The sequence below is a fragment of the Pseudomonas sp. B21-059 genome (assembly GCF_026016285.1).
Classification (GTDB): domain Bacteria; phylum Pseudomonadota; class Gammaproteobacteria; order Pseudomonadales; family Pseudomonadaceae; genus Aquipseudomonas; species Aquipseudomonas danubii.
The window spans coordinates 5,506,690-5,531,375 of sequence record NZ_CP087201.1; the positions used below are offsets into that span (position 1 = coordinate 5,506,690).

Annotated in this window: 23 protein-coding genes; 12 read left to right on the plus strand and 11 right to left on the minus strand. The window is 60.1% G+C overall.

From position 1 onward, the window contains the following. Positions 1-73: 73 nt before the first annotated feature. A complete protein-coding gene (locus LOY69_RS24350; RefSeq protein WP_170001477.1) occupies positions 74-994 on the minus strand; it encodes a LysR substrate-binding domain-containing protein in 921 nt (306 codons plus the stop codon). 225 nt (positions 995-1,219) lie between these two features. Here LOY69_RS24350 and LOY69_RS24355 point away from each other — a divergent pair, with 225 nt between their 5' ends. From LOY69_RS24355 to LOY69_RS24390, 8 genes are all read left to right on the plus strand, one after another. Next, on the plus strand, positions 1,220-2,014 hold the full coding sequence (locus tag LOY69_RS24355; RefSeq protein WP_102860358.1) for an ABC transporter ATP-binding protein: 795 nt from the start codon (positions 1,220-1,222) through the stop codon (positions 2,012-2,014). Between the two features lie 49 nt (positions 2,015-2,063). Further along, the gene (locus LOY69_RS24360; protein ID WP_102860357.1) at positions 2,064-2,837 is read left to right on the plus strand and encodes a transporter substrate-binding domain-containing protein; all 774 of its coding nucleotides are present in this window, start codon (positions 2,064-2,066) and stop codon (positions 2,835-2,837) included. A gap of 51 nt (positions 2,838-2,888) precedes the next feature. Continuing rightward, positions 2,889-3,602, plus strand: coding sequence for an ABC transporter permease (locus LOY69_RS24365; protein ID WP_047305985.1), 714 nt, complete (start codon positions 2,889-2,891; stop codon positions 3,600-3,602). A gap of 9 nt (positions 3,603-3,611) precedes the next feature. After that, positions 3,612-4,316, plus strand: coding sequence for an ABC transporter permease (locus LOY69_RS24370; RefSeq protein ID WP_102860356.1), 705 nt, complete (start codon positions 3,612-3,614; stop codon positions 4,314-4,316). Positions 4,317-4,359: 43 nt separating this feature from the next. Next, positions 4,360-5,541: a pyridoxal phosphate-dependent aminotransferase gene (locus LOY69_RS24375; protein ID WP_110652255.1), complete on the plus strand. Its 1,182-nt coding sequence runs from the start codon at positions 4,360-4,362 to the stop codon at positions 5,539-5,541. Positions 5,542-5,650: 109 nt separating this feature from the next. Beyond that, positions 5,651-7,396 carry an amidohydrolase gene (locus LOY69_RS24380; protein ID WP_213665914.1) on the plus strand — a complete coding sequence of 582 codons (1,746 nt, stop codon included), beginning with the start codon at positions 5,651-5,653 and terminating at the stop codon, positions 7,394-7,396. Next, positions 7,396-8,322 (plus strand): CobW family GTP-binding protein, encoded by a 927-nt coding sequence (locus LOY69_RS24385; protein ID WP_123394011.1) that lies wholly within the window; start codon positions 7,396-7,398, stop codon positions 8,320-8,322. Before LOY69_RS24380 ends, LOY69_RS24385 begins: the two co-directional genes overlap by 1 nt. Positions 8,323-8,487: 165 nt before the next feature. Then, entirely contained in the window at positions 8,488-9,189 is a 702-nt protein-coding gene (locus tag LOY69_RS24390; RefSeq protein WP_213665915.1) for a hypothetical protein, read from the plus strand. A 101-nt stretch (positions 9,190-9,290) separates the two neighbouring features. Here LOY69_RS24390 and glyA read toward each other — a convergent pair whose 3' ends face one another. Further along, entirely contained in the window at positions 9,291-10,646 is a 1,356-nt protein-coding gene (glyA, locus tag LOY69_RS24395; RefSeq protein WP_265073713.1) for a serine hydroxymethyltransferase, read from the minus strand. A gap of 532 nt (positions 10,647-11,178) precedes the next feature. On the opposite strand from glyA, the gene LOY69_RS24400 reads away from it, so the two are divergent. Then, positions 11,179-11,781 carry a helix-turn-helix transcriptional regulator gene (locus LOY69_RS24400; RefSeq protein ID WP_110596366.1) on the plus strand — a complete coding sequence of 201 codons (603 nt, stop codon included), beginning with the start codon at positions 11,179-11,181 and terminating at the stop codon, positions 11,779-11,781. After that, positions 11,768-12,652 carry a queuosine precursor transporter gene (locus LOY69_RS24405; protein ID WP_102860348.1) on the plus strand — a complete coding sequence of 295 codons (885 nt, stop codon included), beginning with the start codon at positions 11,768-11,770 and terminating at the stop codon, positions 12,650-12,652. Before LOY69_RS24400 ends, LOY69_RS24405 begins: the two co-directional genes overlap by 14 nt. Positions 12,653-12,745: 93 nt before the next feature. On the opposite strand, the gene queC is transcribed toward LOY69_RS24405, so the two are convergent. The 9 genes from queC to hmpA form a co-directional block, all read right to left on the minus strand. Further along, positions 12,746-13,444, minus strand: a complete 699-nt coding sequence (queC, locus tag LOY69_RS24410; protein WP_265073714.1) for a 7-cyano-7-deazaguanine synthase QueC — start codon at positions 13,442-13,444, stop codon at positions 12,746-12,748. Positions 13,445-13,563: 119 nt separating this feature from the next. Further along, positions 13,564-14,118: a cytochrome b gene (locus LOY69_RS24415; protein WP_110596365.1), complete on the minus strand. Its 555-nt coding sequence runs from the start codon at positions 14,116-14,118 to the stop codon at positions 13,564-13,566. A gap of 149 nt (positions 14,119-14,267) precedes the next feature. Then, the gene (cyoE, locus tag LOY69_RS24420) at positions 14,268-15,155 is read right to left on the minus strand and encodes a heme o synthase (protein ID WP_102880855.1); all 888 of its coding nucleotides are present in this window, start codon (positions 15,153-15,155) and stop codon (positions 14,268-14,270) included. Between the two features lie 10 nt (positions 15,156-15,165). Next, positions 15,166-15,495 carry a cytochrome o ubiquinol oxidase subunit IV gene (gene cyoD, locus LOY69_RS24425; RefSeq protein WP_016964601.1) on the minus strand — a complete coding sequence of 110 codons (330 nt, stop codon included), beginning with the start codon at positions 15,493-15,495 and terminating at the stop codon, positions 15,166-15,168. After that, the gene (locus LOY69_RS24430) at positions 15,496-16,122 is read right to left on the minus strand and encodes a cytochrome o ubiquinol oxidase subunit III (protein WP_011063285.1); all 627 of its coding nucleotides are present in this window, start codon (positions 16,120-16,122) and stop codon (positions 15,496-15,498) included. It abuts the gene before it with no gap. A gap of 3 nt (positions 16,123-16,125) precedes the next feature. Continuing rightward, on the minus strand, positions 16,126-18,144 hold the full coding sequence (gene cyoB / locus LOY69_RS24435) for a cytochrome o ubiquinol oxidase subunit I (protein WP_102860344.1): 2,019 nt from the start codon (positions 18,142-18,144) through the stop codon (positions 16,126-16,128). Between the two features lie 3 nt (positions 18,145-18,147). Continuing rightward, positions 18,148-19,092, minus strand: coding sequence for a ubiquinol oxidase subunit II (gene cyoA, locus LOY69_RS24440; RefSeq protein WP_102860343.1), 945 nt, complete (start codon positions 19,090-19,092; stop codon positions 18,148-18,150). Between the two features lie 795 nt (positions 19,093-19,887). After that, positions 19,888-20,397 carry a disulfide bond formation protein B gene (locus LOY69_RS24445; protein ID WP_102880856.1) on the minus strand — a complete coding sequence of 170 codons (510 nt, stop codon included), beginning with the start codon at positions 20,395-20,397 and terminating at the stop codon, positions 19,888-19,890. A gap of 304 nt (positions 20,398-20,701) precedes the next feature. Then, complete coding sequence (gene hmpA, locus LOY69_RS24450; protein ID WP_265073715.1) at positions 20,702-21,883, minus strand: NO-inducible flavohemoprotein; 1,182 nt, start codon at positions 21,881-21,883, stop codon at positions 20,702-20,704. 156 nt (positions 21,884-22,039) lie between these two features. On the opposite strand from hmpA, the gene norR reads away from it, so the two are divergent. Both norR and LOY69_RS24460 read left to right on the plus strand, forming a co-directional pair. Continuing rightward, a complete protein-coding gene (gene norR, locus LOY69_RS24455; protein ID WP_110596362.1) occupies positions 22,040-23,596 on the plus strand; it encodes a nitric oxide reductase transcriptional regulator NorR in 1,557 nt (518 codons plus the stop codon). A gap of 186 nt (positions 23,597-23,782) precedes the next feature. Then, positions 23,783-24,685, plus strand: a complete 903-nt coding sequence (locus LOY69_RS24460; RefSeq protein WP_265073716.1) for a chemotaxis protein CheV — start codon at positions 23,783-23,785, stop codon at positions 24,683-24,685. Position 24,686 lies beyond the last annotated feature (1 nt).

Consider the following 24,686-nt stretch of genomic DNA (forward strand, 5'->3'; position numbering starts at 1 on the left):
ATGTCGAGGGACATTAGTCGCTGCACCCGAGGCGCAACAATCGAAAAAAATCGCGGCGATTGCTCAATAAAATTCACGCTTTGCCGTTGCGGCGCGGCTCCGGGTGCAAGCGGGTGATGCCCTGCAACTGGGATTTGACCCATTCGCTGAAGGCCAGCACCACCGGACGCTCGGCCTTGAGCAGATCGGCCACCAGGTAGTAACCGCGGTTGGATTCGATCTCGGTGCCGAAGGGCTGCACCAGTTGCCCCCGGGCCAGGGCCTCGCCGCTGATCAGGTTGTCGCCCATGGCGATGCCCTGGCCGGCGATGCAGGCCGATTGAACGAAGTGCGCGTCGGCGAAGATGATGCCCCGGCGTACATCGACATTCGGCGCCCCGGCCGCTGCCAGCCAGACCCGCCAATCGGAGTAGTCGATCATGTGCAGGAGCAAGGCGTGATCGAGCCCGTCGAGGGTTTTCAGGCCGCCCATGGCATTCACCAGGCTCGGGCTGCACACCGGGAAGTAACGCAGGGAGACGATCTTCTGCACATGCTGGTTGGGCCAGTCACCCATGCCGTAGGCGACGAACAGATCGACGCTGCTGTCGCTGGTGTCGCCCGGAGTGCGGGGTGACACCAACTGCAGTTCCACCTGGGGATACAGCGCCTGGAACTCGGCGATATGGGTGCACAGCCAGTAGGTGGCGAACCCTGGCGGGCTGCTGATGCACAGCCGGCCACTGACCTGCTGGCCATCGGAACGCTGCCCGGCCTCGAGGATATTGGCCAAAAGCAGGTGAATGTCCCGAGCGTAGCGCTCGCCCTGATAGGTGATGCGAATGCTGCGGCCCTGGCGCTCGGTCAGCGCAAACCCCAGGGTCTGCTCCAGGCTCTTGATCTGGTGGCTGATGGCACTGGGGGTCAGGTTCAGCTCATTGGCGGCTTCGGCGACACTGCCCAGGCGGGCCACCGCGTCCAGCGCGCGCAGGGCGGTCATGGAGGGATAACGCATACCGATCAGGCCTCGACTGCAAAAAAACGAGTGGCAGCACCATAGCTGCAAACGTGGTCCGGCAATAGTCTTGTCCGTCGCCGGAAAAACCGTCCATTGCTGAAAAAAATTACCGGGTCCGGCTAAAAAAGCTCGATTGACCCCAGGCCATCGATGGCTAATTCTCCAGCCCTACCCTGTGCCGGGTACTGCCCGGCCATCGCACAATAACAAGAGGGTCGACCCTTGCAATCGCAGCCCAACTCCGTCAATCCCGTGGTGGCGATCGATGATCTGCACAAGAGCTACGCCGATCACCACGTGCTCAAGGGCATCGCCCTGCGCGCCAATGAAGGTGAAGTGGTCTCGCTGATCGGCTCCAGCGGCTCGGGCAAAAGCACCCTGCTGCGCTGCATCAACCTGTTGGAAATTCCCTGCAGCGGCAGCTTGCGCATCAATGGCGAAGAGGTGCGCATCAAGACCGATCGCGCCGGCAACCCCCAGGTCGCCGACCCGGCCCAGGTGGCACGCCTGCGCACCCAACTGAGCATGGTGTTCCAGAGCTTCAACCTGTGGCCCCATCGCACCGTGCTGGAAAACGTTATCGAGGCGCCGGTGTATGTCCTCGGTGAAGATCGCAAGGATGCCATCGCCCACGCCGAGCACCTGCTGGAAAAAGTCGGCCTGGCCAACAAACGTGACACCTTCCCGTCCTTTCTGTCCGGTGGCCAGCAGCAGCGTGTGGCCATCGCCCGGGCCCTGGCCATGCGCCCCCAGGTGCTGTTGATGGACGAACCGACCTCGGCCCTGGACCCGGAACTGGTGGGCGAAGTGCTCAAGGTCATCCAGGGCATCGCCGAGGAAGGCCGCACCATGATCCTGGTGACCCACGAGATGGCCTTTGCCCGGGATGTGTCGAGCAAGGTGATGTTCCTCCACCAGGGGCTGGTGGAAGAGGAAGGCCCGCCGCAGCAAGTGTTCCTCAACCCGGTCAGCGAACGCTGCCGGCAATTCGTCATGGCTCAGGAAAACCGCGTCTGACGTCCCGCTTCAATCCTTGAAAACAACAACTTCGATAAAGGGTAAAGCCATGAAAAACCTGCTCAAGGTGCTTGCCACCGGTTGCCTGTTCAGTGCATTGGCCAGCCACGCCGTGGCCGCCGACAAGATCGTCTTCGGCATCGCCCTGGAACCCTACCCGCCGTTCTCGATGAAAAGCGGCAACGGCAACTGGAGCGGCTTCGAGCCGGAGCTGATCAAGGCCCTGTGCGAGCGCATGCAGGCCCAGTGCCCGCTCAAGGAAGTGGCCTGGGACGGGCTGATTCCGGCCCTGCAATCGAGCCAGATCGACGCCATCCTCAATTCCCTGAGCATCACCGAGGAGCGCGAGAAGGTCATCGATTTCTCCGCGCCCTACTACCAGACCCCGGCCATGTGGGTCGCCGACCAGAGCCTGGAGCTTGCGACCACTCCCGAAGGCCTCAAGGGCAAGCTGATCGGCGTGCAGGGTTCGACCTCCAACGCCACCTTCGCCAAGACCTACTACGGCAAGACCTCGACCCTGCGCTACTACACCACCCAGGACGACATGATCGCCGACCTGCAGAGCGGGCGCATCGACGTGATGCTGGCCGACGCCCTGACCATCGAGCCGATCCTCAAGACCGCGGCCGGTGCCGGCCTCGCGGACAAGGGCCTGGCGCCGAAAGACCCGCTGTTCGGTTCCGGTATCGGCGTCGGCCTGCGCAAGGGTGACAGCGCCCTGCAACAGCGGATCAACACCGCCCTGGCCTCGCTCAAGGCCGACGGCACCTACGACAAGATCCGCAGCCGCTACTTCAGCGTCGACATCTCTGCCAACTAAGCCGTCCGGCGCGCCCGTTTGCGCGGGCCGCCGGCGTTGACTGGATACGTCATGATTTCTCTGTCCGACCTTTCCCAACTGTTCGTCGCCGACGGCTGGCTCGGCGCCCTGGCCCAGGGCGCGCTGGTGTCCCTGCAGATTTCCGCCGGGGCCTTCGTCCTCGGCCTGGGCATCGGCCTGCTGGTGGCGATGATCAAGCTCAAGGGCCCGCGCTGGCTGGTGAAACTGGCCAACGTCTACACCACCCTGTACCGGGCCATGCCCGAGCTGCTGCTGATTCTGTTGCTGTACTACGCCGGCACTGACCTGTTGAACATGGCCATGGCCGCCATGGACCGTCCGAGTGTCACGGTCAACGGCTTTATCGCGGCGGTACTGGTGCTGGGGATTGTCCAGGGCGCCTATTCGGCGGAGATCATCCGCGGCGCGATCCAGGCCATTCCCCACGGCCAGATCGAAGCGGCGCGGGCCTACGGCATCGAGCGCTGGCTGCTGGTGCGGCGCATCCTGCTGCCGAGCATGCTGCCCTACGCCATGGCCGGGCTGTCGAACCTGTGGCTGGTACTGGTCAAGGACAGCGCGCTGATCAGCATCGTCGGTTACAGCGAACTGCTTTCAGTAGGCAAACAGGCGGCCGGTTCCACCAAGCACTACCTGGTGTTCTACCTCGCGGTCGCGGCTTTCTACTTCGTCATCACCCTGGTGTCCGGCAGCCTGTTCCGTGTGCTCGAACGTCGCACCAACCGCTGGCTGCCCCAGCACTAGGAGACTCGGATGGACTTTTCCTGGATCAACGGTTTTTCCACAGAGCTGCTGCGCGGCCTGGGCATCACCCTCAAGCTCCTGCTGCTGAGCGGAATCTGCGGCTTTGCCCTGGCGGTGGTGGTGGGCCTGGGCCGGGCGTCGCGCAACCCTCTGATTCGCGCACCGATGCAGTTCTATATCAGCGTGTTCCGCGGTACGCCGCTGCTGGTGCAGATCTACATCCTCTATTACGGGGTCGGCAGCCTGTTCGCCGCCTACCCGCCGATTCGCGGCAGCTTTCTCTGGCCCTACCTGCGTGAAGGCTTCTGGTACGTGGCCCTGGCCCTGACCCTGAGTGTCGGCGCCTATGTCGGTGAAGTGCTGCGCGGTGGCCTGCGCGCGGTGCCCCGGGGCGAACTGGAAGCCGCCCGCGCCTACGGCATGGGTTACTGGCTGACCCTGCGCCGGGTGTGGCTGCCCCGGGCCCTGGAGCTGGTGCGCCCGACCCTGGTGGGCGAATGCGTGCTGTTGCTCAAGGCCACTGCGCTGGCGTCCACCGTGGCGGTCACTGATTTGCTCGGCGCCGCCAACCTGGTGCGCGCCCAAACCCTGAAGGTCTACGAGCCGCTGCTGGCGGTGGCACTGATCTACATCATCCTGGCCTTCGCCATTGAGCATCTGTGCGCACGCCTGGGCAACCCCGAACGAAACCGGGCCCCCCAGCGTCAGGCCTGAACCCATTGATTGCACGGGCAACCAAGCCCGTGAGGAGAACAACATGCGTTACTCACCTTTCGTTCAGCGCATCAGCGGCGAATCCGTCAGCGCCTGGGATATTCACTACGCAGCCATCGAGGCCCGGGGCCGTGGCGAGGATGTGATCGTCCTCAGCGTCGGTGATCCGGACTTCGCCACCGATGCGCGCATCAGCGCCGCCGCCAGCGCTGCCCTGGAGCAAGGTGACACCCACTACACCCATGTCCTCGGCCGCCCGGCCCTGCGCGAGGCGATTGCCGCCAAGCAGCGGCGCCTGCTGGGCATCGATGTCAGTGCCGATAACGTGGCCCTGGTGGCCGGTGCACAGAACGGTCTGTTCGCCACCTGCCTGTGCCTGTTCGGCAGTGGCGACGAAGTGCTGGTGCCCGAGCCCATGTACCTGACCTACGAGGCCTGCGTGCATGCCTCCGGGGCGCAGATCGCCTGCGTCCAGCAGCCGGCGGCCAACGGCTTCCGCCTGACCGCCGCCGCGCTGGAAGCGGCGCTGACCGACAAGACCCGGGGCATCGCCCTGGCCACGCCGTGCAACCCCACCGGCAACGTCTACAGCCGCGAGGAGCTGGAAGCCGTGGCCGAGGTGGCGCGCAAGCATGACCTGTGGGTGATCTCCGACGAGGTCTACGGGCAACTGACCTATGACCGCGAACACCTGAGCATCGCCTCAATGCCAGGCATGGCCGAACGCACGGTGATCCTCAACAGCCTGTCGAAAACCCATGCCATGACCGGCTGGCGCGTGGGCTGGGTGATCGCCCCGCCGGCCTTGGTCGGGCACCTGGACAACCTGCTGCTGTGCATGCTCTACGGCCTGCCCGGGTTTATCCAGGAAGCCGCGCTCAAGGCCCTGGAGCTGGATGAAGAAGTGATCGGCAGCGCTCGCGAGGTCTATCGCCGGCGCCGCGATCTGGTGGTGGCCGGCCTCAAGCCGGTGCAACTGCTCGATTGCCGCGAGCCCGAGGCCGGGATGTTCATGCTGGTGGACGTGCGTCGTACCGGGCTGTCGAGCATGGATTTCGCCTGGCAGCTGTTCCGCGCCACCGGGGTCTCGGTGCTCGACGCCCAGGCCTTCGGCGCCAGTGCCGAGGGCTTCGTGCGGATCTCCTTCACCGTCGCCGACGACGTGCTCAAGGACGCCTGCCAGCGCATCGCCGGCTTTGTCGAAACCCTGGGCGCACAACGCTGAATGCATGACCCGGGCCGCCCCGCGGCCCTCGTACCTCTGACAAGAACAATGCTGCGCCTTACTTTTTTGCCCACCTTTGAAGGGCCCCCCTGCTTGAGAGGTTGACCCCGTGACCGCTTCCGACCAATTCAACTCCACCCATAGCGCCGTCGATCAATACGCCGAACTGGTGCTGCACAACGGCCGGATGTACACCCTCGATCCGGCCCAGCCCTGGGCCGATGCCGTAGCGATCCGCCAGGGCAAGCTGATCGCGGTGGGCAGCCTCGCCTCCCTGGCTTCGCTGATCGGGCCCAACACCCGTCAACACGATCTGGATGGGGCCTTCTGCATGCCCGGCCTGCACGACATGCACACCCACCCGGACCTGGCCCTGGCGCCGCGCTACGCCGACGATCTGGACGTGGGCATCGAAGACCCGACTCCCGAGCAACTGGCCGCGGCGATCCACGCCTATGCCGACAGTCACCCAGGCGATGGCTGGATCTACGGCCAGTACTGGGTGCGCTACACCTTCCGCGAAGCCGGCCTGATCCCGGGCCGCGAGTGGCTCGACAGCGTCATGCCGGACCGTCCGGTGGCCCTGCTGGACCGCATGTGGGGCACCATGATGGTCAACTCCAAAGCCCTGGAACTGGCCGGTATCGACCGCCACACCAGCGACCCGCGCAACGGCTACCTGGAGCGCGATGAACTGACCGGCGAACCCAATGGCCTGCTGATCGACGGCGCCTACGCCCTGATCCACGCCGCCATGCCGCCGACTCCGGTGTCGGTACTGCGCCGCGCCTACCGTGATGGCGTGCACTTCCAGACCTCTCGCGGGGTCACCGCCACCAAGTACGTGCACGTCTGCGAGAACCGCCTGCAGGCCCTCAAGGAACTGGACGATGCCGGTGAGCTGACCCTGCGGGTGGAGGCGGCCATCAGCTGGCAGGACGATATCTTCCCGGTGCGTCGGCGCTGGGAGCTGCTCAGCGGCGAGCGGCATTTCTATCGCAGCGCCCGCCTGAATGCCAACGCGGTGAAGTTCCATTTCGACGGCACCGTGGAGCCCAAGTCGTCCTACCTGCTGACCCCCTGGCCGGAAGAGTCGAGCTGGCGCGGCAAGCTCAACCTGACCCCGGAACACATCACCGACATGGTGGTGGACATGGACAAGCGCGGCCTGCGGGTGATCGCCCACTGCACCGGCGACGGCGCCTCCGACGTGTTCCTCGACGCCGTGGCCGAAGCCCGGCGGCGCAACGGCAACAGCGGCATCCGTCACCAATGTGCCCACAGCACCCTGCTGCACCCGGGCAACCTCAAGCGCTTCCAGAGCCTGGACGTGATTGCCGAGTTCTCCCCGGCGGCCTGGTACCCGACGCCATTCGCCAGCGGTGCGCGTTCCGGCTACGGCCAGGAGCGCCTCAAGCGCATCTATGACTTCAAGGGCGTGCTGGCGGCCGGCGGCATCGCGGTGTTCGGCACCGACTGGCCGGTGGCGTCCATCGACCCGTGGCTGGCCCTGGAAACCATGGTCACCCGGCAGAACCCGTGGAACCAGGAACCCGACACCTTCGGCGACCCCATCAGCCTGGAGCAGGCCCTGCAAGTGGCGACCCTCAACGGCGCCCACGCCATGGGCCTGGAACACCTGACCGGCAGCCTGGAGGCTGGCAAGTCGGCGGACCTGATCGTCCTCGACCGCAACCTGTTCGCCCAGGACGCGCGCAACTACATCCACCACACCCAGGTGCAACTGACCTTCGTCGAAGGGCAACTGGTCTACGACCGCCAGGGCATCTTCAGCGACACGCCGTTGCAGGCAGTGTGGGAAGGCCTGCCGCCGGTGATCGAGGGCAAGGAATAATGAACAGCACCCCGAGCATTCCGGTCACCGTGGTTGCAGGCTTTCTCGGCGCCGGCAAGACCACCCTGCTCAACCGCATGGTGCAGCGCGCCGACAGCGGCCGGCTGGCGGTGATCGTCAATGATTTCGGCGAGCTGAACATCGATGCGGCGATCATCGCCGAGGTCACCGACGCGGTGTACAGCCTGCAGAACGGCTGCATCTGCTGCACCGTGCAAGAGGACCTGCTGGCGCAACTGGTGAGCCTGTCCAAGCTGCGCCCGGCCCTGGAGCGAATCGTCATCGAGTGCAGCGGCGTCTCCGACCCGCAGCGTATCGTGCAGACCATCGGCTACCCGCAATTGCGCAACCGCCTGCACCTGGACGCGGTGATCACCCTGGTGGACGCCAGCGGCTACCAGGACCTGGAAGGGGAAATGGCCCGGCTGTCCCGGGCCCAGGTGGCCTGCGCCGACTGGGTGCTGCTGAACAAGGCCGACCTGGTGAGCGCCGAGCAGTTGCAGAGCATTCGCGCCAGCCTCGGCCACCGCGCCCCGGTGTTCGATACGGTGCAAGCCGAGCTGCCGGCGGAGTTGCTGCTGACGCCGCCGGTGCGTTCCACCGAAGTGCTGTTCAAGGCCCTGCCCCAGGCCCACGACGAATTGTTCGAAAGCTGGGTGTGGAAAAGCTCGCGACCGCTGCAGCCCAAGGCTTTGCGCGACTGGCTGGCGCGCCTGCCCGCCGACCTGCTGCGCCTCAAGGGCCTGGTGCGCCTGGAAGGCAATGAACAACCCTACTGGTTGCAGCATGTGGGCAACCGCAGTCAGTTCACCCTGGCCACAGGGCAGCCCACCGAGCATGCCGCGCAGTTGGTGTTCATCGCCCGCCGGGGCAGCGATCTGCGTCAGGAACTGGAGGCTGGGGTCAGCGATACACAAGTGCTTTGAACGACAGGGAATCTGTGGCGAGGCGGCCGGTCTGATGAGGCGCGGCTGCCGGGCCGTCGCTTGGTCCGTGACATTAGGGGCCGGGTCCAATAGATTAGGCGCCCCCGAAAATGCCCCCCGGGCCTTTCGCGCCTCAAACCTGTTAAACCAAGTAGTGGATGTTCAATGCCTGATTCCAACACCGAAGAATCCGTGATCGCCCTGTCCAACAAGGCCGAATACGAAAACGCCATTCATCTTTCCCAGCACGTGTCCCAGGCCAAGACCATCAGCGAGATGGTGCTCGACGCCTTCCACAGCTCGAAAGAAAGTGACCAGATTCGCGAACTGCGTGCTGCGATTCGCCAGGCCCACGACCGCTTTGACGACGACACCGCCTATGAACTCATGGGCCAGCTCAAGCAGCTCAAAGACGCCGAGGCCGCCGACCTGGCCGCCCTGGAAGACCTGAGCAAGAAATTCCCCATCAGCCGGATTCTCTCCAGCTACAAGGACGACCCGGACTTCCAGGAACTGGTCTACGGCCTGGCCCTGAAAGTGCTGAACCAGACGCACCAGGCCATCAGCAACCCCAGCGGTGGCAAGAGCAAGGCGCGGCCGAAGAAGGAAATGGAAGTGTTCGCCATCAGCAAGGACGGCATCAGCGTCACCCTGCCGATGCGCCCGCGCTCCAAGGCCAACGTCGACCGTGAAGCCTTCGAATTCCTCGGTTTCAGCTTTGTCGGCGAAGGCGATGAGGCAGAGCTGGAAAGCGAAATGTTCCTCGACAAGAACGGCAACGAGCAGCAAGCGACCCGCAAGAACATCGTCACCGCGATCCAGCAACAGACCGCATTCGAAGGCTACAGCGCGCAGCAACAGCTGTAACCCGGCCCTGTAGGAGCGAGCTTGCTCGCGAAGGCATCAGCCCGCCCCGAGCAGCCAAAAAAAAGCCCCGTACTTGCGTGTGAAGTCGGGGCTTTTTGTTTTCAGCGATCCCCGTACTCACGGATCGGGTACATCGCGCACAACGCTTCGGTCTGTTGCCGGAACTGCTCCTGCAATACGGGCTCCAGGGTGTATTTCTGCTCGCCGTGGGGCTGCACCTGATCGAGTATCCGGCACACCAGGTCGACGATCTGGCAACACCCTTGGGCGTCCACGTAGCGCTGGGCGATGGAGCCGGTGCCGATACACAAGCCATTGGCGGCAAATGATGATCGGTTTTCCCTCGGACCGCGTTTTTTGCTGACGATGATTCCACACTTCTCCAGCGCCGATTCGGCGATGGAGCCGCTGATGCCGCCACGCAAGCGCAGCAGGATCGTGTGATTTTCCGTCCCTCCTCCCACAACCTCGTAGTCCCGCGCCATGAACGCGCAGGCCATTTCATCCGCCGTGGCGCGAATCCGCCCCATGTAGGCATCAAACGGCGGGGACATCGCATAGCCCAGCGCGGCCGCCTTGGCGGCAATCACGTTGACCGCAGGCGCGCCTTGCATGCCGGGGGAAACCGCTTGTTCGAGAACCCGGCGAAAACTCGACCTCAGGCCAGGCACTTTGGTGTCTGCATCACGACCGGAAAGAATCAGACCTCCACGCGGGCCGGCGAGCTGCTTGTGGGTGCAGGTGATTGTGACGTGCGCGGCATCGATCGGGCTCGGATGGCGCCCTGTGGCCACCAGCCCGGCGATATGGGAAATATCGGCAAGCACGATGGCCCCGGCCTCATCGGCAATGGCGCGAAAGCGCTGAAAGTCCACGACCCGAGAATGGGCCGTCGCCCCGCAAATGATGATCCGCGGACGATGGGCCATCGCCAGTTGGCGCACTTCTGCGTAATCGATATCCCCCTGGGATGTGGTGCCGTAGCGAATAGCCTTGTAGTTGGCCTCCGTGAAGGCTTCCACTCGGCCATGTGCAAGGTGCCCACCCTGTTCGAGGGCCATGCCCAGGATCGTATCCCCCGGCTCGGCCAGCGCCGTCAGCACCTGGTAAATGGCATTCGAGGCCGAGTGTGATTGCACGCAGGCGTATTGGGCAGAGAACAGCTCCCGAGCGCGTCGGATCGCCAGAGCCTCAACCCGATCGACGTTCTCACACCCACTATAATGACGCCGGCCGGGAGCGCCCTCGACTGTGACGTTGACCAGCGCAGAGGCTGATGCCGCCAAGCTCCGGGGGCCGGCCGCGCAGGAAGATGAAACCAAAGACAGTGTGCGGTGTTGGCGCGTGACTTCCGCGTCCAGGATGCTTGCCAGCTCCGTGTCTTCAGCGCGCAGATCGGCCAAGCCACGTCGCAGCAGGTCGGCCTGGGTCCTGAGTGGTTCAGTGTCAGCTGCCATTGTTCTGTGTCCCTTCCTTGTATGTTGCGCGCCACGAACGACAGCACGCTTCCTGGATATCACGTTCGTTTGCCTGCATCGGGCTTATCCAAGCCTCGACGTCAGACTCTATAAGGCGCAACAAAATTAATCAAAGAATTAAACATTTTCCAAATTAAATGCTGCTTTTCTGCCCAGATAAAAACATCAGCCCTGTACTGTTGCTCAATACCCAGCAACGAGGAGCCAGGCCACGGTTTTTTGGGGCTTTATTCCCCGGACTGACGCATGTAACACTTACCCACCGCGGCGCCCTTACGAATCGTGATTTCTCCCACGATTTGATCGCCCCACATACCAACAGCAGAGCAACCCAGGACGGATGCACGCTGACTAAAGGAGTAGTAGCGAATTGGTAAATATCAAAAACTAACCTGCCCACTTTCGCTGCAGTAGCCCAGCGCTTGGCATAACACATGCCGAGAGCCATATACGGCATAACTTCTATAAACGTCTCGATGCCTGACGACTATAAGGAAATGGTGAGCATTTGATGCACAGAAGAGAAAGAACAGAGTATTTGAAGAGCAATATCAAATACTTGATAAAAAGTCGCGGCGAAACGCAATTATCTTTGTGCAACGCTAGTGGCCTGACCAGAACGACCATATACAACATACTGGAAGGCAAGGTTACTAATGTACAGCAATCCACCATTCGAAAGATTTCCGACTTCTTCGGTGTTTCCTACGAAGAAATAGAAACCATCGACTTTGAAGAAAAGGAGATCATCGAAAGCAGCATCTCACCTCAAGGCAACATGAATCCCGCCGCTGTGCCAATCATCAAGGAAAGTCTGCTGATCGCCAATCTCGATAGACGCATCGGCGAACTAGCCACGCTTTATCCGCTGACCTATTATTTCGGCACATCTCACAACTTGATAGCGGTACTGCTTGAGAATGAAATACGTGACATGAATGAACCTGGCGACCTTTTGATCGTGCAAAAAGGGTCATCGACAGACGACAAGGAAAAACTCGTTTACGACAGGCTGACAAAGAAACTGTTCATCGTAAACACTCCGTACTCCAGCTCAGATGATATGTGCATCGTGGGAGACATCATCGAGGAGCGATTCAATGACAGCATTTGAAAGTGAAATCGAGAACAGCAAATATAAATTACTAGGCTTTGAAAACAACAAGAATCTAGCTGTGATTATGATTATCGCCACAGGCAAAGTCATCAGAATAAAGCTGAACGAAGTATTGAACAGTGAAATAATGGACAATCTGAACAAAATGGAAATCAGAAACCTGTATAAAAAATTCTATTCCCAAGGAGGAGCACTTACTGCCTACGACCTGAATGACCGCCACGAAAACTCATGGATGATTTATATCATCCTGAACCTACTACTCTTTACATTCTATATTTTCACCAGTATTGCTGCGACAAAGCCAATTTATCTGGAGTCGCTCAATATCATCATCACTCCCGGCACCTTTCTTTATCCCCTGACATTTTTGATCGTTGACCTGCTAAACGAAAACTTCGGACTCAGACTTGCAAGAAAAGCCATTTTCTTTGCTTTTGCAAGCAACGCAATGATCATCATCCTTCTTTATGCTTCGACTTTTCTCCCTGGACTGCCCGACTGGAAACTCGACAAACCTTATAACGACGTCATCATTCAGGTGACTTCCGTATTGATTGCTTCCTCCGTTTCTTTCCTTGTTTCTGAAAACGTAAACTCATACTTACTATGCAAGATAAAGGAACTGACAAACTCTAGATTCCTCTTCCTGCGTATATTCCTGAGCACCTTGTTTGCAGTAATCATCGACAGCTTCCTGTTCTGCTTCATTGCTTTTTATGGAGCAATGCAGAACAACGATATTCTGAGCATGATTTATGTCCAGATCGCGATCAAAGTATGCTTTGCTTTTTTCAACATTCTACCTGCCTATGGTGCGCGATCACTATTCAAGAGATACGTCACAGATAACCAGGTAGGAAAATAGACATACAATAGGCGAAAGCCATTGAATTCAATACTCACCTGTTTCAAAGACAGGTGCAGTATTGAATAGCAATGGCGAGTCAGCACTTATAAATTATTTCAGAGCCATTTTGCTTTTCAAGCTATTCATCACTTCAGCTTTATTCTCCAAGTAACTGCTCAAGCCTCTTGCACGAAGGTTGCAAGCATCACAATTAGCACAGCCACTTCCGATGACACCGTTATAGCAAGTCAGTGTTTGCTCGCGAATCAGATCCAAACAGTTGTGGTAGTCCGCCAGCGCCCAAGTCTCTGCCTTGTTTAGCCACATCAACGGGGTTTCAAGAAGCAGCCGGTACTCCATTCCTAATTCAAGGGCCTTATTCAAGGCTTTCACGAACTCGTCCCGACAATCGGGATAACCGGAAAAGTCTGTCTCACACACCCCGGTAATGACAGTCTCAGCCTTTACTTGATAGGCATATATAGAAGCCAACGTTAAAAATAGAATGTTTCTTCCTGGCACAAAAGTGCTCGGCAAGCTTTCACCGGAACTGTTTACCGTCGGAACGGGAATATTGTCCCGAGTGAGGCTACTGATCGCCAGCTCATTCAACAACGAAGCGTCCAGTACCTTGTGGACTGTCGCTCCTAATTGTTTGGACAGTCTCTGTGCCGTTTCGATTTCCGCGTGATGACGCTGACCATAGTCAAACGTAATACAGTGCACTTCGTCATAAGCCGGCAGTGCATGGATCAAACAGGTTGTTGAATCCTGCCCGCCACTAAAAACGACAACGGCTATTTTTTTCATCATTCTGCTTCCTGCAAAGGTTGAGTCATTTATATGGTTTGAACAGCCCAATGGCGGGCTCTGGATAAACAACCCCGCCCGTCTCTCGAAGGCGGGGTTTTCTCTGCTCGGACGATCAATCAAGCCGAGGTCGTGCTACCCGCCATGCGCCGCAGGACATGCCCCTGGCCTTTGACGCAATGCAGGATCACCGCCGCTACATGGCCCACGATCAGTACCAGCAAGGTCCAGCCCAGCAGGCTGTGGAAGCTGTTGCCCAGGTCGGTCATCCACTGGATCTTCGGCCCTTCGAAACCGCTCATCACCGGCAGCCCGAAGGCGGAAAACGCTCGCCCGGAACCGTATTGGCGCAGCAGGCCGAGAAACGGGATGGCGAACATGCCGGCATACAGCAGCCCATGCCCCAGACGCGCGGCCAGGTTCAGGCTCGGCGGCCGACGATGGCGGTTCAGCAGGCTCCAGAGCAGCCGCACCAGCAACAGCCCCATCAATAGCAGCCCGACTTGCTTGTGGGTCGGCCAGAGGAACTTGTCCAATGCCGAATCCTCCAGCAGGTAATGGGCGGCGGTCGAGCAATAGATCCAGGCAAAGGCCAGCGCCATGGCCCAGTGCAACCCACGACTGACCGCGCCGTAGCGCGCCTTGGAGTCGTTCATTTCAATACGGCTTTGCATGACATCCACTCAGGCTTAATCAACGAACCGGCAATTTTACCCAGCCCGGGGATCGTACTGGGCCGAAAAACTTTAAATGATGTAACGACGCGGCCAAAAAAAACCCCGCGCTTCTCTCGAAGGCGGGGCTTTTCTGTGGCCTGGACAGCTTAGTGTGCGTAGGTCAGCAACAGCTCGGTCGGGGCCTTGAAATCCACCGACATCATCACGCTCAGCGCGGTGATGGTGAAGATCGAGAACACGAACAGCTTGCGCGCCCACACGGTGTCATCCACCGCCTTGTAGCCGGTCCAGGCCATGTACAGCCAGTACATGCCCATCGCCGCCGCTACCGCCAGGTAGCTCATGCCGGCGTAACCGCTGAAGGTCAGCATCAGGGTCGCCACCAGGAACGCCAGGATGTAGAGCAGGATGTGCTTCTTGGCCACGCGAATCCCACGTTTTACCGGCAGCACCGGAATCGATGCGGCCAGGTAATCGTTGAAGCGGAAGATCGCGATGGCGTAGGAATGCGGCATCTGCCACAGGCTGAACATCACCAGCAGGGTCAGCGCGGCCATGTCGAAGCTGTTGCTCACGGCCACATAGCCGATCACCGGCGGCATGGCCCCGGACAGACTGCCCACCAGCGTGCCGTGAACCGACTTGCGCTTGAGGTACAGGCTGTAGAGACCGACGTAGATGACAAAGCCGATTACCGCGAACAACGCGGCCAACGGATTGGCCACGTAGTACAGCAGGGCGACGCCAGCGACCCCGAGGAGGGAGGCATAGACCAGGGCCGCTTCCAGGGAAATCAGGCCCTGGACCAGCACCCGGTTCTTGGTGCGCTCCATCTTCAGGTCGATGTCACGGTCGATGCAGTTGTTGAACACGCAACCGGACGCTACCACCAGCGAGGTGCCGATCATGGCGGCCAGGAAAATGGCCAGATCGACATGCCCTTTCGAGGCCAGGAAAAACCCGCCTGCCACAGAAAGCACGTTACCGAAAATGATCCCCGGTTTGGTGATTTGGATAAAGTGCTTGAGCGACATCGGGTTTACCTCACTTGGCCATCATGACGGTGTGGATGCTGAACATGATCCACAACGACAGACCAACCAGCAGAACAATGACCAGCGCCGCGAAGATAAACGCGATGACGTTGTTACGCTGCGCCGCGGAACGGTCCAGATGGAGGAAGTACACCAGGTGAACGATCACCTGGATGACCGCGAACGCCAGGACGATCCACAGGGTCACGTCTTTAGGCAGCGACGGGTACATCACCAGGCCGAACGGGATCAGTGTCAGGATGACCGACAGGATGAAGCCGATGGCGTAGGACTTGACGCTGCCGTGACCGGCTTCGTCGTGGGAGTGTGTGTTGGCCATTTACATAGTCCCCATCAGGTAAACAACGGTGAATACGCAGATCCACACCACGTCCAGGAAGTGCCAGAACAGGCTCAGGCAGCTCAGACGGGTCTTGTTGGTCGCCGTCAGGCCGTTTTTCTGCACCTGATACATCATGATCGCCATCCAGATCAGACCGCTGGTCACGTGCAGACCGTGGGTGCCGACCAGGGTGAAGAACCCGGACAGGAAGCCGGAACGGCTAGGGCCGTAGCCTTCGGAGATCAGCAGGTGGAACTCGTTGATCTCCATGCCGATGAAGCCCAGGCCGAACAGGAAGGTCATGGCCAGCCAGCCCAGTACCTGCTTCTTGTTGCCCCGGAAGAACGCCAGCATGGCGAAGCCGTAGGTGATCGAACTGAACAGCAGCAGAGCGGTTTCGCCCAGTACGTAAGGCAGTTCGAAGATGTCGTGGCCCGACGGGCCACCCGCTACGTTGTTAACCAGTACCGCGTATACCGCGAAGATCGACGCAAACAGAATGCAGTCGGTCATCAGGTAGAGCCAGAAACCGAATACGGTCATCTCGCCCGAGTCGTGGTGATGGTCATCGTGCCCATGGTCATCGACATGGGCGTGTCCAGCATTGGTCACTAAGTTCGACATGGATTAAGCCTGTTCCAACGAGGTTTCAACACGGGTAGCCGGGATCTTGTTCTCCGATACCAGACGCTTGTGCTGCTCGGCTTCGATGCGTTCGATCGTCTCGACCGGCACCATGTAGCCTTGATCATCACGGGCAGCGTGGATCGCGAAATAGATCACGGTGCCGGCCAGGCTTGCGATGGCCAGCCACCAGATGTGCCAGATCATGGCGAAACCGAACACGGTCAGCAGGGCCCCCATGACCACACCGGTAGCGGTGTTGTTGGGCATGTGGATCGGCTGGTAGCGGCTTGGCTTCGCGTAGGCGGTACCGTCTTCCTTGGCTTCGGTGAACGGGTCGATGCCGTCGGCTTTGGGCAGTACCGCGAAGTTGTAGAACGGCGGTGGCGACGAGGTCGACCATTCCAGGGTGTGGGCGTTCCATGGGTCGCCGGACACACACATGTTCTGCTTGCGGTCACGCACGCTGACGTACAGCTGGATCAGCTGGCAGGCGATACCCACAGCGATCATCAGTGCACCCACCATGGCCACGTACAGGTATGGCACCCACTCAGGGTTGGTGGTGGCGTTCAGACGACGGGTCATGCCCATGAAGCCCAGTGCATAGAGCGGCATGAATGCGACGAAGAAGCCCGAGATCCAGAACCAGAAGGCAGCCTTGCCCCAACCTTCATGCAGCTTGAAGCCGAAGGCTTTCGGGAAGTAGAAGCTGAAGCCGGCGATGTAGCCGAATACCGCGCCGCCGATGATCACGTTGTGGAAGTGAGCGATCACGAACAGGCTGTTGTGCAGGACGAAGTCCGCACCCGGGATGGCCAGCAGTACGCCGGTCATGCCGCCGATGGCGAAGGTCACCATGAAGCCCAGGGTCCACAGAACCTGGCTGGTGATGCGCAGACGGCCGTGGTAGATGGTGAACAGCCAGTTGAATAGCTTCACCCCCGTCGGGATCGAGATCAGCATGGTGGCCAGGCCGAAGAAGGCGTTGACGCTGGCCCCCGAACCCATGGTGAAGAAGTGGTGCAGCCAGACCATGAAGCCCAGGATCGAGATCGCGCCGGAGGCGTAGATCATCGAGTGGTGGCCGAACAGGCGCTTGCCCGAGAAGGTCGAGATGACTTCGGAGAAGATACCGAACGCTGGCAAGATCAGGATGTACACCTCGGGGTGACCCCAGGCCCAGAACAGGTTCACGTACATCATTGGATTGCCACCAAGTTCATTGGTGAAAATGTGGAAATCCATGTAACGGTCAAGCGTCAGCAGTGCCAGGGTAGCGGTGAGGATCGGGAACGAAGCCACGATCAGCACGTTGGCCCAGGTGCAGGTCCAGGTGAAGATCGGCATGTCCATCATCTTCATGCCCGGGGTACGCATTTTCAGCACGGTGGCCAGGAAGTTGACCCCCGTCAGCGTTGTCCCCAGCCCTGATAGCTGTAGCGCCCAGATGTAGTAGTCGACACCCACGCCCGGACTGTATTGCAGGCCCGACAGCGGCGGATAGGCAACCCAGCCGGTCTTGGCGAATTCGCCAACGCCCAGGGACAGGTTGATCAGCACCACGCCCGATACCAGCAGCCAGAAGCTCAGGGAGTTGAGGAACGGATAGGCCACGTCACGCGCGCCGATCTGCAGCGGCACGACCAGGTTCATCAGGCCGGTGAAGAATGGCATCGCCATGAAGATGATCATGATCACACCGTGGGCGGTGAAGATCTGGTCATAGTGTTCAGGTGGCAGGTAGCCAGGCGAACCCTCGGTGGCCATGGCCAGCTGGGTACGCATCATGATGGCGTCGGCGAAGCCACGCAGCAGCATGACCATGGCGACGATGATGTACATCACACCGATTTTCTTGTGGTCGACGGACGTCAGCCACTCGGTCCACAGGTAGGTCCACTTCTTGAAGTAGGTGATTGCCGCGAACAGCGCCACGCCGCCGAGCGCGATCATGGCAATGGTCACCATGACAATCGGCTCGTGGAACGGAATCGCTTCCAGACTTAATTTACCAAACATCGTTTACTCCTCTGCCCCGGCAGCTGAATGCGAACTCACGTCCATCCCTTCGGTTGCAGCCACTTCCTTTTCTTTCTTCTCGTGCTTGAGCGGCTGGCCCGGTTTCATGCCTTCATACTTGTCGATGATGGTCTGGAACAGGTTCGGCGCGTACGCGGAGTAGAGTTCTACAGGATTGTTCTGGCTCGCCTTGGAAAGGGCTTCGTATTCAGCGGTGTCCAGCTGTTTAGGTGCCTTCTTGACTTCGTTTACCCAGGCGTCGAAATCTTCCTGACTGGTTGCGATCGCTTTGAATTTCATGCCGGTAAAACCCGCGCCGCTGTAGTTGGCGGAGATACCTTCAAGTTCGGTGTTCTGGTTGGCAATCAGGTGCAGCTTGGTGGTCATGCCCGCCATCGCGTAGATCTGGCCGCCCAGGCCCGGGATGAAGAACGAGTTCATCACGGTGTCGGAGGTCACGCGGAAGTTCACCGGGGTATGGGCCGGGAACACGATCTTGTTGACGGTGGCGATGCCTTGCTCGGGGTAGATGAACAGCCACTTCCAGTCCATGGCGACCACTTCGATGGTCACCGGCTTGACGTCGGACTCCAGCGGACGGTACGGGTCCAGGGCGTGGGTCGACTTGTAGGTGACATAACCCAGGGCAATGATGATCAGCACCGGAACCAGCCATACGGCGATTTCGATCTTGGTGGAGTGGGACCACTTCGGCGCGTAGGTCGCGTCCGTGTTCGAGGCGCGGTATTTCCAGGCGAAGGCGAAGGTCATGATGATGACCGGCACAACCACCAGCAGCATCAGGATGGTTGCCGTGATGATCAGGTTTCGTTCATCCAGACCGACCTGACCCTTAGGATCGAGCAAGGTCCATTTGCAGCCTCCCAGCATCAACATGCCGAGCAGCGGCAATAAGCCTAGTAATCTGGGGTACCTGTTTTTACTCATCTCACGACCTCTAAAGCAGCTTGCGCAATGCAGTTGGGTTTTGATCGCCAACACTTCACCCTGCCAAGGGTTGGCATTTTTCTTCAATGGAATAAGGGCCTGCCCGTTGCGTTAAACGCTCAACGACACATCCCGGGCTAGCAGTGGTTCTTATTCGATCTCGTGGTCAAAGGCCTTGTTACAGACCAATTCCATTTGGTGCGGAAGTTTGGAAGGCGCCGACACCCGCAGTCGCATGGAGCGCTCAATCCGCCCCTCGACCGTCCTCGTGTGCTCAGGGATGAGCAGCGTCGGAAATTCAGTGCGGGCGATTGTAGATATGTCGCGTTTTATAAACCATGTCTTATCCCGAAATAATTTTTATCGCTGGGCGCAACAATCGCTCACGATTGTTGCAAAGGATCGCAATCATAACGATTTTCATTATCAACAAAAACCCCCAAAAAGGACTTGAAAAAGCCCCGCCGCCGGACCTCTACCCACCCCTGAAAGCCGCCTTTCATATGGCTTCACCCCTTGTAAAACGGGGTCTGTGAAGAATTGTATAGATAGCAGGCTATGGGTTTTCCCCAACAACGCGGCTTACATAAACTGACAGACTTGTATGGAACCAGTTGCCCGGAATGCAGTCTGTTGGCAGCCCCCGACCGCCCGCCTGCGGCCGCGACAGTGTGACAACATGTCGCACTTTTGCCGCACCCTCACTTGCCGCAAATCACGGACTTTTCAACTGCTGGATGAAGGACATGAAAAAGCCCCGGCCCCTGTTGAGGGACCGGGGCTTTTCCGGGTGAATCAGTAGGTTTTCTTGCGATTGCGCACCACGCCCAGGGGCACCAGGATCACCGTCAGCACGAACGCCAACAGTGCCCACTGGGCCAGGGACAGCCCAAGGATCGGCGGATACGGCGTGGAGCAGAAGCCGTCTACCTGAAAGCCCAGGGGAAAGATCGTCGCCAAAGGCAGGCTGTCGACAATCGGCTGCAGCACGTCAATGCCACAGCTCACTGCTGGATAGAACTGGGTGTACACATGGTGCCCGGCCACTCCCGCGCCGGCGATGGCACTGATCACCACCAGCGTCTCCATGATGGTGATGCCACGCCGCGAACTCAGGGCCGCGCCAATGAAGGCGAACAGTGCAATCAGCAGCAAGGCGTAGCGCTGCAAGATGCACAGAGGGCAAGGCGCCTCGCCCAATACCACCTGCATGTACAGGGCACCGCCGATCAACGCCAGGCAGATAACCCCCAGCAGCACCAGGAAGCGCCGTTCACGTCCCAAACGCAGTCTGTCGTCACTCATCCCTTTTCCTTTTTTCTGTTGTCTGTCCAACCGGGCCACCTGTGCTGCTCACGGCAGCCCACGGTTGAATTGCGAAGTTGATCTGATTGCCATCGGGTGCCCGGAAGTCTACACGCTGATCATGACCTTTGAATGCATTGCATCGCAGGCAATACCCAAGGTTTACGGGCCTGGGGGACGCACAATGAAAGGGCCGGCATGGCAGCGCCATCCCAGCATCGTGGGGAATTAACGACAGGCAGGTTAAGCAAGGATTAACAAGCCAGCCCCATTGCAGGGCTGGCTTGTGCAGGAGTCGCGAGGGTTATTCCAGGGCCGCCGCCGGGCCGAAGAACTCGTAGCGACTTTGTTGCTCGGGAATGCCCAGGGCCTTGAGATGGCGCTTGATGGCCGCCATGAAGCCCTTGGGCCCGAGGAAATAGGCATCCAGATCACGCTGCTCCGGCAACCAGTCGGCCAACTGCTCCCGGGTCAGCAGCCCCAGTTTGTCTGCTGCTGGGCTGATGCCGTCGTCTTCGGCGTAGCAGTAGAAACGCTTGAGCTGTGGATAACGTTGCGCCAATTCGTCGACCCAGTGGCGAAACGCATGCACCTGGCCATTGCGTGCACAGTGGATGAAATGCACCGGGCGCTCGGTCGCCAACGCGGCCTCCAGCATCGGCAGGGTCGGGGTGATACCAACCCCGCCACTGATCAGCACCAGGGGCTTGTCGCTGGCCTCCAGGGTGAACTCACCCGCCGGCGGAAACAGCATGATGCGCGCGCCCACTGGGCACTGGTCATGCAGGTAGTTGGACGCCACGCCTCCGGCCTCGCGCTTGACGCTGATGCGGTACTGGCCCTGGCTGGTAAGCGCCGACAGGGAATAATTGCGCCGTACTTCCTCGCCCTCGATGAAGAGCTGCAAGCCAATGTACTGCCCAGGCTCGGCGGCGAGGATCGGCCCCCGGTCCAATGGCTCGAAATAGAAGGAGGTGATTTCCGCGCTCTCCTGGACCTTATCCACCAATGTGAATTCCCGCGCGCCCCGCCAGCCGCCGGGTGCCTGGGCCTTCTCGTCGTAGATGGCCGCCTCGGCGCCAATCAGGATATCCGCCAACTGGTTGTAGGCCGCGCCCCAGGCATTGATCACGTCGGGAGTGGCGATCTCGCTGCCCAGCACCTCGGAAATGGCCCGCAACAGGCAGGCGCCAACTATGGGGTAATGCTCCGGCAGGATCTGCAGGGCCACATGCTTGTTGATGATCTTGGCCACCAGGTCCCCCAGTTGGTCCAACTGGTCGATATGCCGGGCATACATCAGTACGCCATTGGCCAGGGCCCGGGGCTGATCACCGCTGGCCTGGTGGGCCTGGTTGAACAGCGGACGCACCTGGGGGTACTCGGACAGCATCATCCGGTAGAAATGGGTAATCAGGGCTTCGCCACCGCTTTCCAGCAGGGGCACAGTGGATTTGATGATGGCGCGATCTTGAACGCTTAGCATAGGGACAACTCCTGGACTTTTTGACTGCTTGCAGGTTGCCCTTAACTAATCAGTTTCCATGCCAGAATTTAAATCTTTATAAATCAATAACTTAAAATATAAATAGTCATAAAGACACGCCGACCTTTATAGTCATTAAGACAACGCGGAGTCCTTATGACTGCAAAATCCCTACTCACGACCCTACTGCCACTGGTGACCGACCTGTCTCGGGAACTGCCTGAGGGCGAACGATATCGCCGCCTGCTGGAGGCCCTGCGAGCCCTGCTGCCCTGCGATGCCGCCGCGCTGCTGCGCCTGGATGGCGAATGGCTGGTGCCGCTGGCGGTCAACGGCCTGAGTACCGATACCCTGGGCCGGCGCTTCAAGGTCAGCGAGCACCCGCGCTTTGCCGCCCTGCTCAGCAGCCCGGGACCGACCCGTTTTGCCAGCGACAGTGAACTGCCCGATCCCTATGACGGCCTGGTGGAAGGTCTCGACGACCACCTGGAAGTCCATGACTGCATGGGCTGTCCGCTGTTCGTCGATGAACGCCCCTGGGGCCTGCTGACCCTCGACGCCCTCGACCCGCAGCGCTTCGAGCCTATCGAGCTGGACGCCCTGCAAGCCTTCGCCAGCCTGGCTGCCGCCACGGTCAGCGCTGCCGAGCGCATCGAGCGCCTGGCACTGCGCGCCGAAAACGAGCATCAACGGGCCGAAGTCTTCCGCCAGGCCAGCGGGCAGAACCGCGAGATGATCGGCCAGAGCAAGGCCCACAAACGCTTGCTGGAAGAGATCAATCTGGTTGGCGGCAGCGACCTGACCGTGCTGATCACCGGGGAAACCGGCGTTGGCAAGGAGTTGGTGGCCCAAGCCATTCACGCGGCCTCGCCCCGGGCGGAGCAACCGATCATCAGCCTCAACTGCGCGGCCTTGCCCGAAACCCTGGTGGAGAGCGAGCTGTTCGGCCATGTGCGCGGCGCCTTTACCGGGGCCACCCAGGATCGCCGGGGGAAATTCGAGCTGGCCAATGGCGGCACCCTGTTTCTCGATGAAGTCGGTGAACTGTCGCTGACGGTACAAGCCAAGCTGCTGCGGGTGCTGCAAAGCGGCCAATTGCAACGCCTGGGCTCGGACAAGGAACATCAGGTGGACGTACGCCTGATCGCCGCCACCAACCGCGATCTGGCAGAAGAGGTGCGCAACGGTCGTTATCGCGCCGACTTCTACCATCGCCTCAGCGTGTATCCACTGCGGGTGCCGGCCCTGCGGGACCGGGGCCGGGACGTGCTACTGCTCAGCGGCTACTTCCTGGAACAGAACCGCTCGCGCATGGGCCTGGGCAGCCTGCGCCTGAGCGCCGATGCGCAACAGGCGCTGCTTGCCTACAACTGGCCGGGCAACGTCCGCGAACTGGAGCACTTGATCGGCCGCAGCGCCCTCAAGGCCTTGGGCAACTGCCGTGAACGGCCGAAGATCCTCAGCCTGGATGCAACGGACCTGGACCTGCCGCGGGTCAGCGAAAAGGCGCCTGCCGTGCCCGAGCAAGCCCTTGAAAGCGCGCCTCTGGCCCTCACCAACGGCGATCTGCGCCAGGCTACCGAACACTATCAACGCCAACTGATCAACGCCTGCCTTGAACGGCACCAGCACAACTGGGCCAGTGCCGCCCGTGAGCTAGGCTTGGACAGGGCCAACCTCAGCCGCCTGGCCAAGCGCCTGGGCCTGCGGTAGAGGCCAAGGGCCTGCTCGCTGGAGCGGGCGTGCCAGCAAAGGGCACGGCGTAAATCCAGGGACCCGCGCAGCGGCCGACGGAAAGCAGCCTCGCCGCTAAAGCCCGTCCTGAATACGTCGATAACCCGTTATCAAGGGTTGTCCGTGGGTCGAGCCACAAGCCAATTTTTTCCAGAGAAGGTTTTTATGTCCTCCAACAAAGCCCGCGCAGACTCGCTTTCGCTTCTGCTGTTTACCTTGCGCAGCGGCAAGCTGATGGCAATCAACCTGCTTAAAGTCAGTGAAATCATTCCCTGCCCGCCGCTGACCAAGCTGCCGGAATCCCACCCCCATGTGAAAGGCATCGCCACCTTGCGCGGCAACTCGCTGTCGGTGATCGACCTCAGCCGGGCCATCGGCGAGCGCCCCCTGGCCGACCCGGACAGCGGTTGCCTGATCGTCACCGACGTCAGCCGTTCCAAACAGGGCCTGCACGTGCAGGCGGTGAGCAAGATCGTCCACTGCCTGACCACCGATATCCGCCCACCGCCCTTTGGTTCCGGCGGTATCAAGTCCTACATCACCGGCGTGACCCAGGTGGACGGCACGCTGGTGCAAGTGCTGGATATCGAGAAAGTGATCCACGGCATCGCCCCGGCGCAGATCGAGATGGCGCCCACCGAACTGAGCATGGAAGACGCCGATGCCCTGGGCAATGCGCGCATCCTGGTGGTGGACGACAGCCAGGTAGCGCTGCAGCAATCGGTGCACACCCTGCGCAACCTCGGCCTGCAATGTCACACCGCCCGCAGCGCCAAGGAGGCCATCGAATGCCTGCTGGAACTGCAAGGCACGGCCAACGAGATCAACCTGATCGTTTCGGACATCGAGATGTCGGAAATGGATGGCTACGCCCTGACCCGGACCCTGCGGGAAACCCCGGACTTCGCCCATCTGTATGTGTTGCTGCACACCTCGCTGGACAGTGCCATGAACAGTGAAAAAGCCCGCCTGGCCGGAGCCAATGCGGTACTCACCAAATTCTCCTCGCCGGAACTGACCCGCTGCCTGATCGACGCTGCCAAGACCATCGCCAGCCAGGCAGCCTGAG

Bases quoted from the DNA above. Each gene is read 5' to 3' on its own strand.
- norR (WP_110596362.1), top strand. From the start codon at position 22,040: ATGACTGCAAAATCCCTACTCACGACCCTACTGCCACTGGTGACCGAC.
- LOY69_RS24360 (WP_102860357.1), top strand. From the start codon at position 2,064: ATGAAAAACCTGCTCAAGGTGCTTGCCACCGGTTGCCTGTTCAGTGCA.
- LOY69_RS24370 (WP_102860356.1), top strand. From the start codon at position 3,612: ATGGACTTTTCCTGGATCAACGGTTTTTCCACAGAGCTGCTGCGCGGC.
- LOY69_RS24350 (WP_170001477.1), bottom strand. From the start codon at position 994: ATGCGTTATCCCTCCATGACCGCCCTGCGCGCGCTGGACGCGGTGGCC.
- hmpA (WP_265073715.1), bottom strand. From the start codon at position 21,883: ATGCTAAGCGTTCAAGATCGCGCCATCATCAAATCCACTGTGCCCCTG.
- cyoD (WP_016964601.1), bottom strand. From the start codon at position 15,495: ATGGCCAACACACACTCCCACGACGAAGCCGGTCACGGCAGCGTCAAG.
- LOY69_RS24390 (WP_213665915.1), top strand. From the start codon at position 8,488: ATGCCTGATTCCAACACCGAAGAATCCGTGATCGCCCTGTCCAACAAG.
- cyoE (WP_102880855.1), bottom strand. From the start codon at position 15,155: ATGTCGCTCAAGCACTTTATCCAAATCACCAAACCGGGGATCATTTTC.
- LOY69_RS24445 (WP_102880856.1), bottom strand. From the start codon at position 20,397: ATGAGTGACGACAGACTGCGTTTGGGACGTGAACGGCGCTTCCTGGTG.
- cyoA (WP_102860343.1), bottom strand. From the start codon at position 19,092: ATGAGTAAAAACAGGTACCCCAGATTACTAGGCTTATTGCCGCTGCTC.
- LOY69_RS24365 (WP_047305985.1), top strand. From the start codon at position 2,889: ATGATTTCTCTGTCCGACCTTTCCCAACTGTTCGTCGCCGACGGCTGG.
- LOY69_RS24405 (WP_102860348.1), top strand. From the start codon at position 11,768: ATGACAGCATTTGAAAGTGAAATCGAGAACAGCAAATATAAATTACTA.
- queC (WP_265073714.1), bottom strand. From the start codon at position 13,444: ATGAAAAAAATAGCCGTTGTCGTTTTTAGTGGCGGGCAGGATTCAACA.
- LOY69_RS24460 (WP_265073716.1), top strand. From the start codon at position 23,783: ATGTCCTCCAACAAAGCCCGCGCAGACTCGCTTTCGCTTCTGCTGTTT.
- LOY69_RS24415 (WP_110596365.1), bottom strand. From the start codon at position 14,118: ATGCAAAGCCGTATTGAAATGAACGACTCCAAGGCGCGCTACGGCGCG.
- LOY69_RS24385 (WP_123394011.1), top strand. From the start codon at position 7,396: ATGAACAGCACCCCGAGCATTCCGGTCACCGTGGTTGCAGGCTTTCTC.
- glyA (WP_265073713.1), bottom strand. From the start codon at position 10,646: ATGGCAGCTGACACTGAACCACTCAGGACCCAGGCCGACCTGCTGCGA.
- LOY69_RS24375 (WP_110652255.1), top strand. From the start codon at position 4,360: ATGCGTTACTCACCTTTCGTTCAGCGCATCAGCGGCGAATCCGTCAGC.
- cyoB (WP_102860344.1), bottom strand. From the start codon at position 18,144: ATGTTTGGTAAATTAAGTCTGGAAGCGATTCCGTTCCACGAGCCGATT.
- LOY69_RS24400 (WP_110596366.1), top strand. From the start codon at position 11,179: ATGCACAGAAGAGAAAGAACAGAGTATTTGAAGAGCAATATCAAATAC.
- LOY69_RS24430 (WP_011063285.1), bottom strand. From the start codon at position 16,122: ATGTCGAACTTAGTGACCAATGCTGGACACGCCCATGTCGATGACCAT.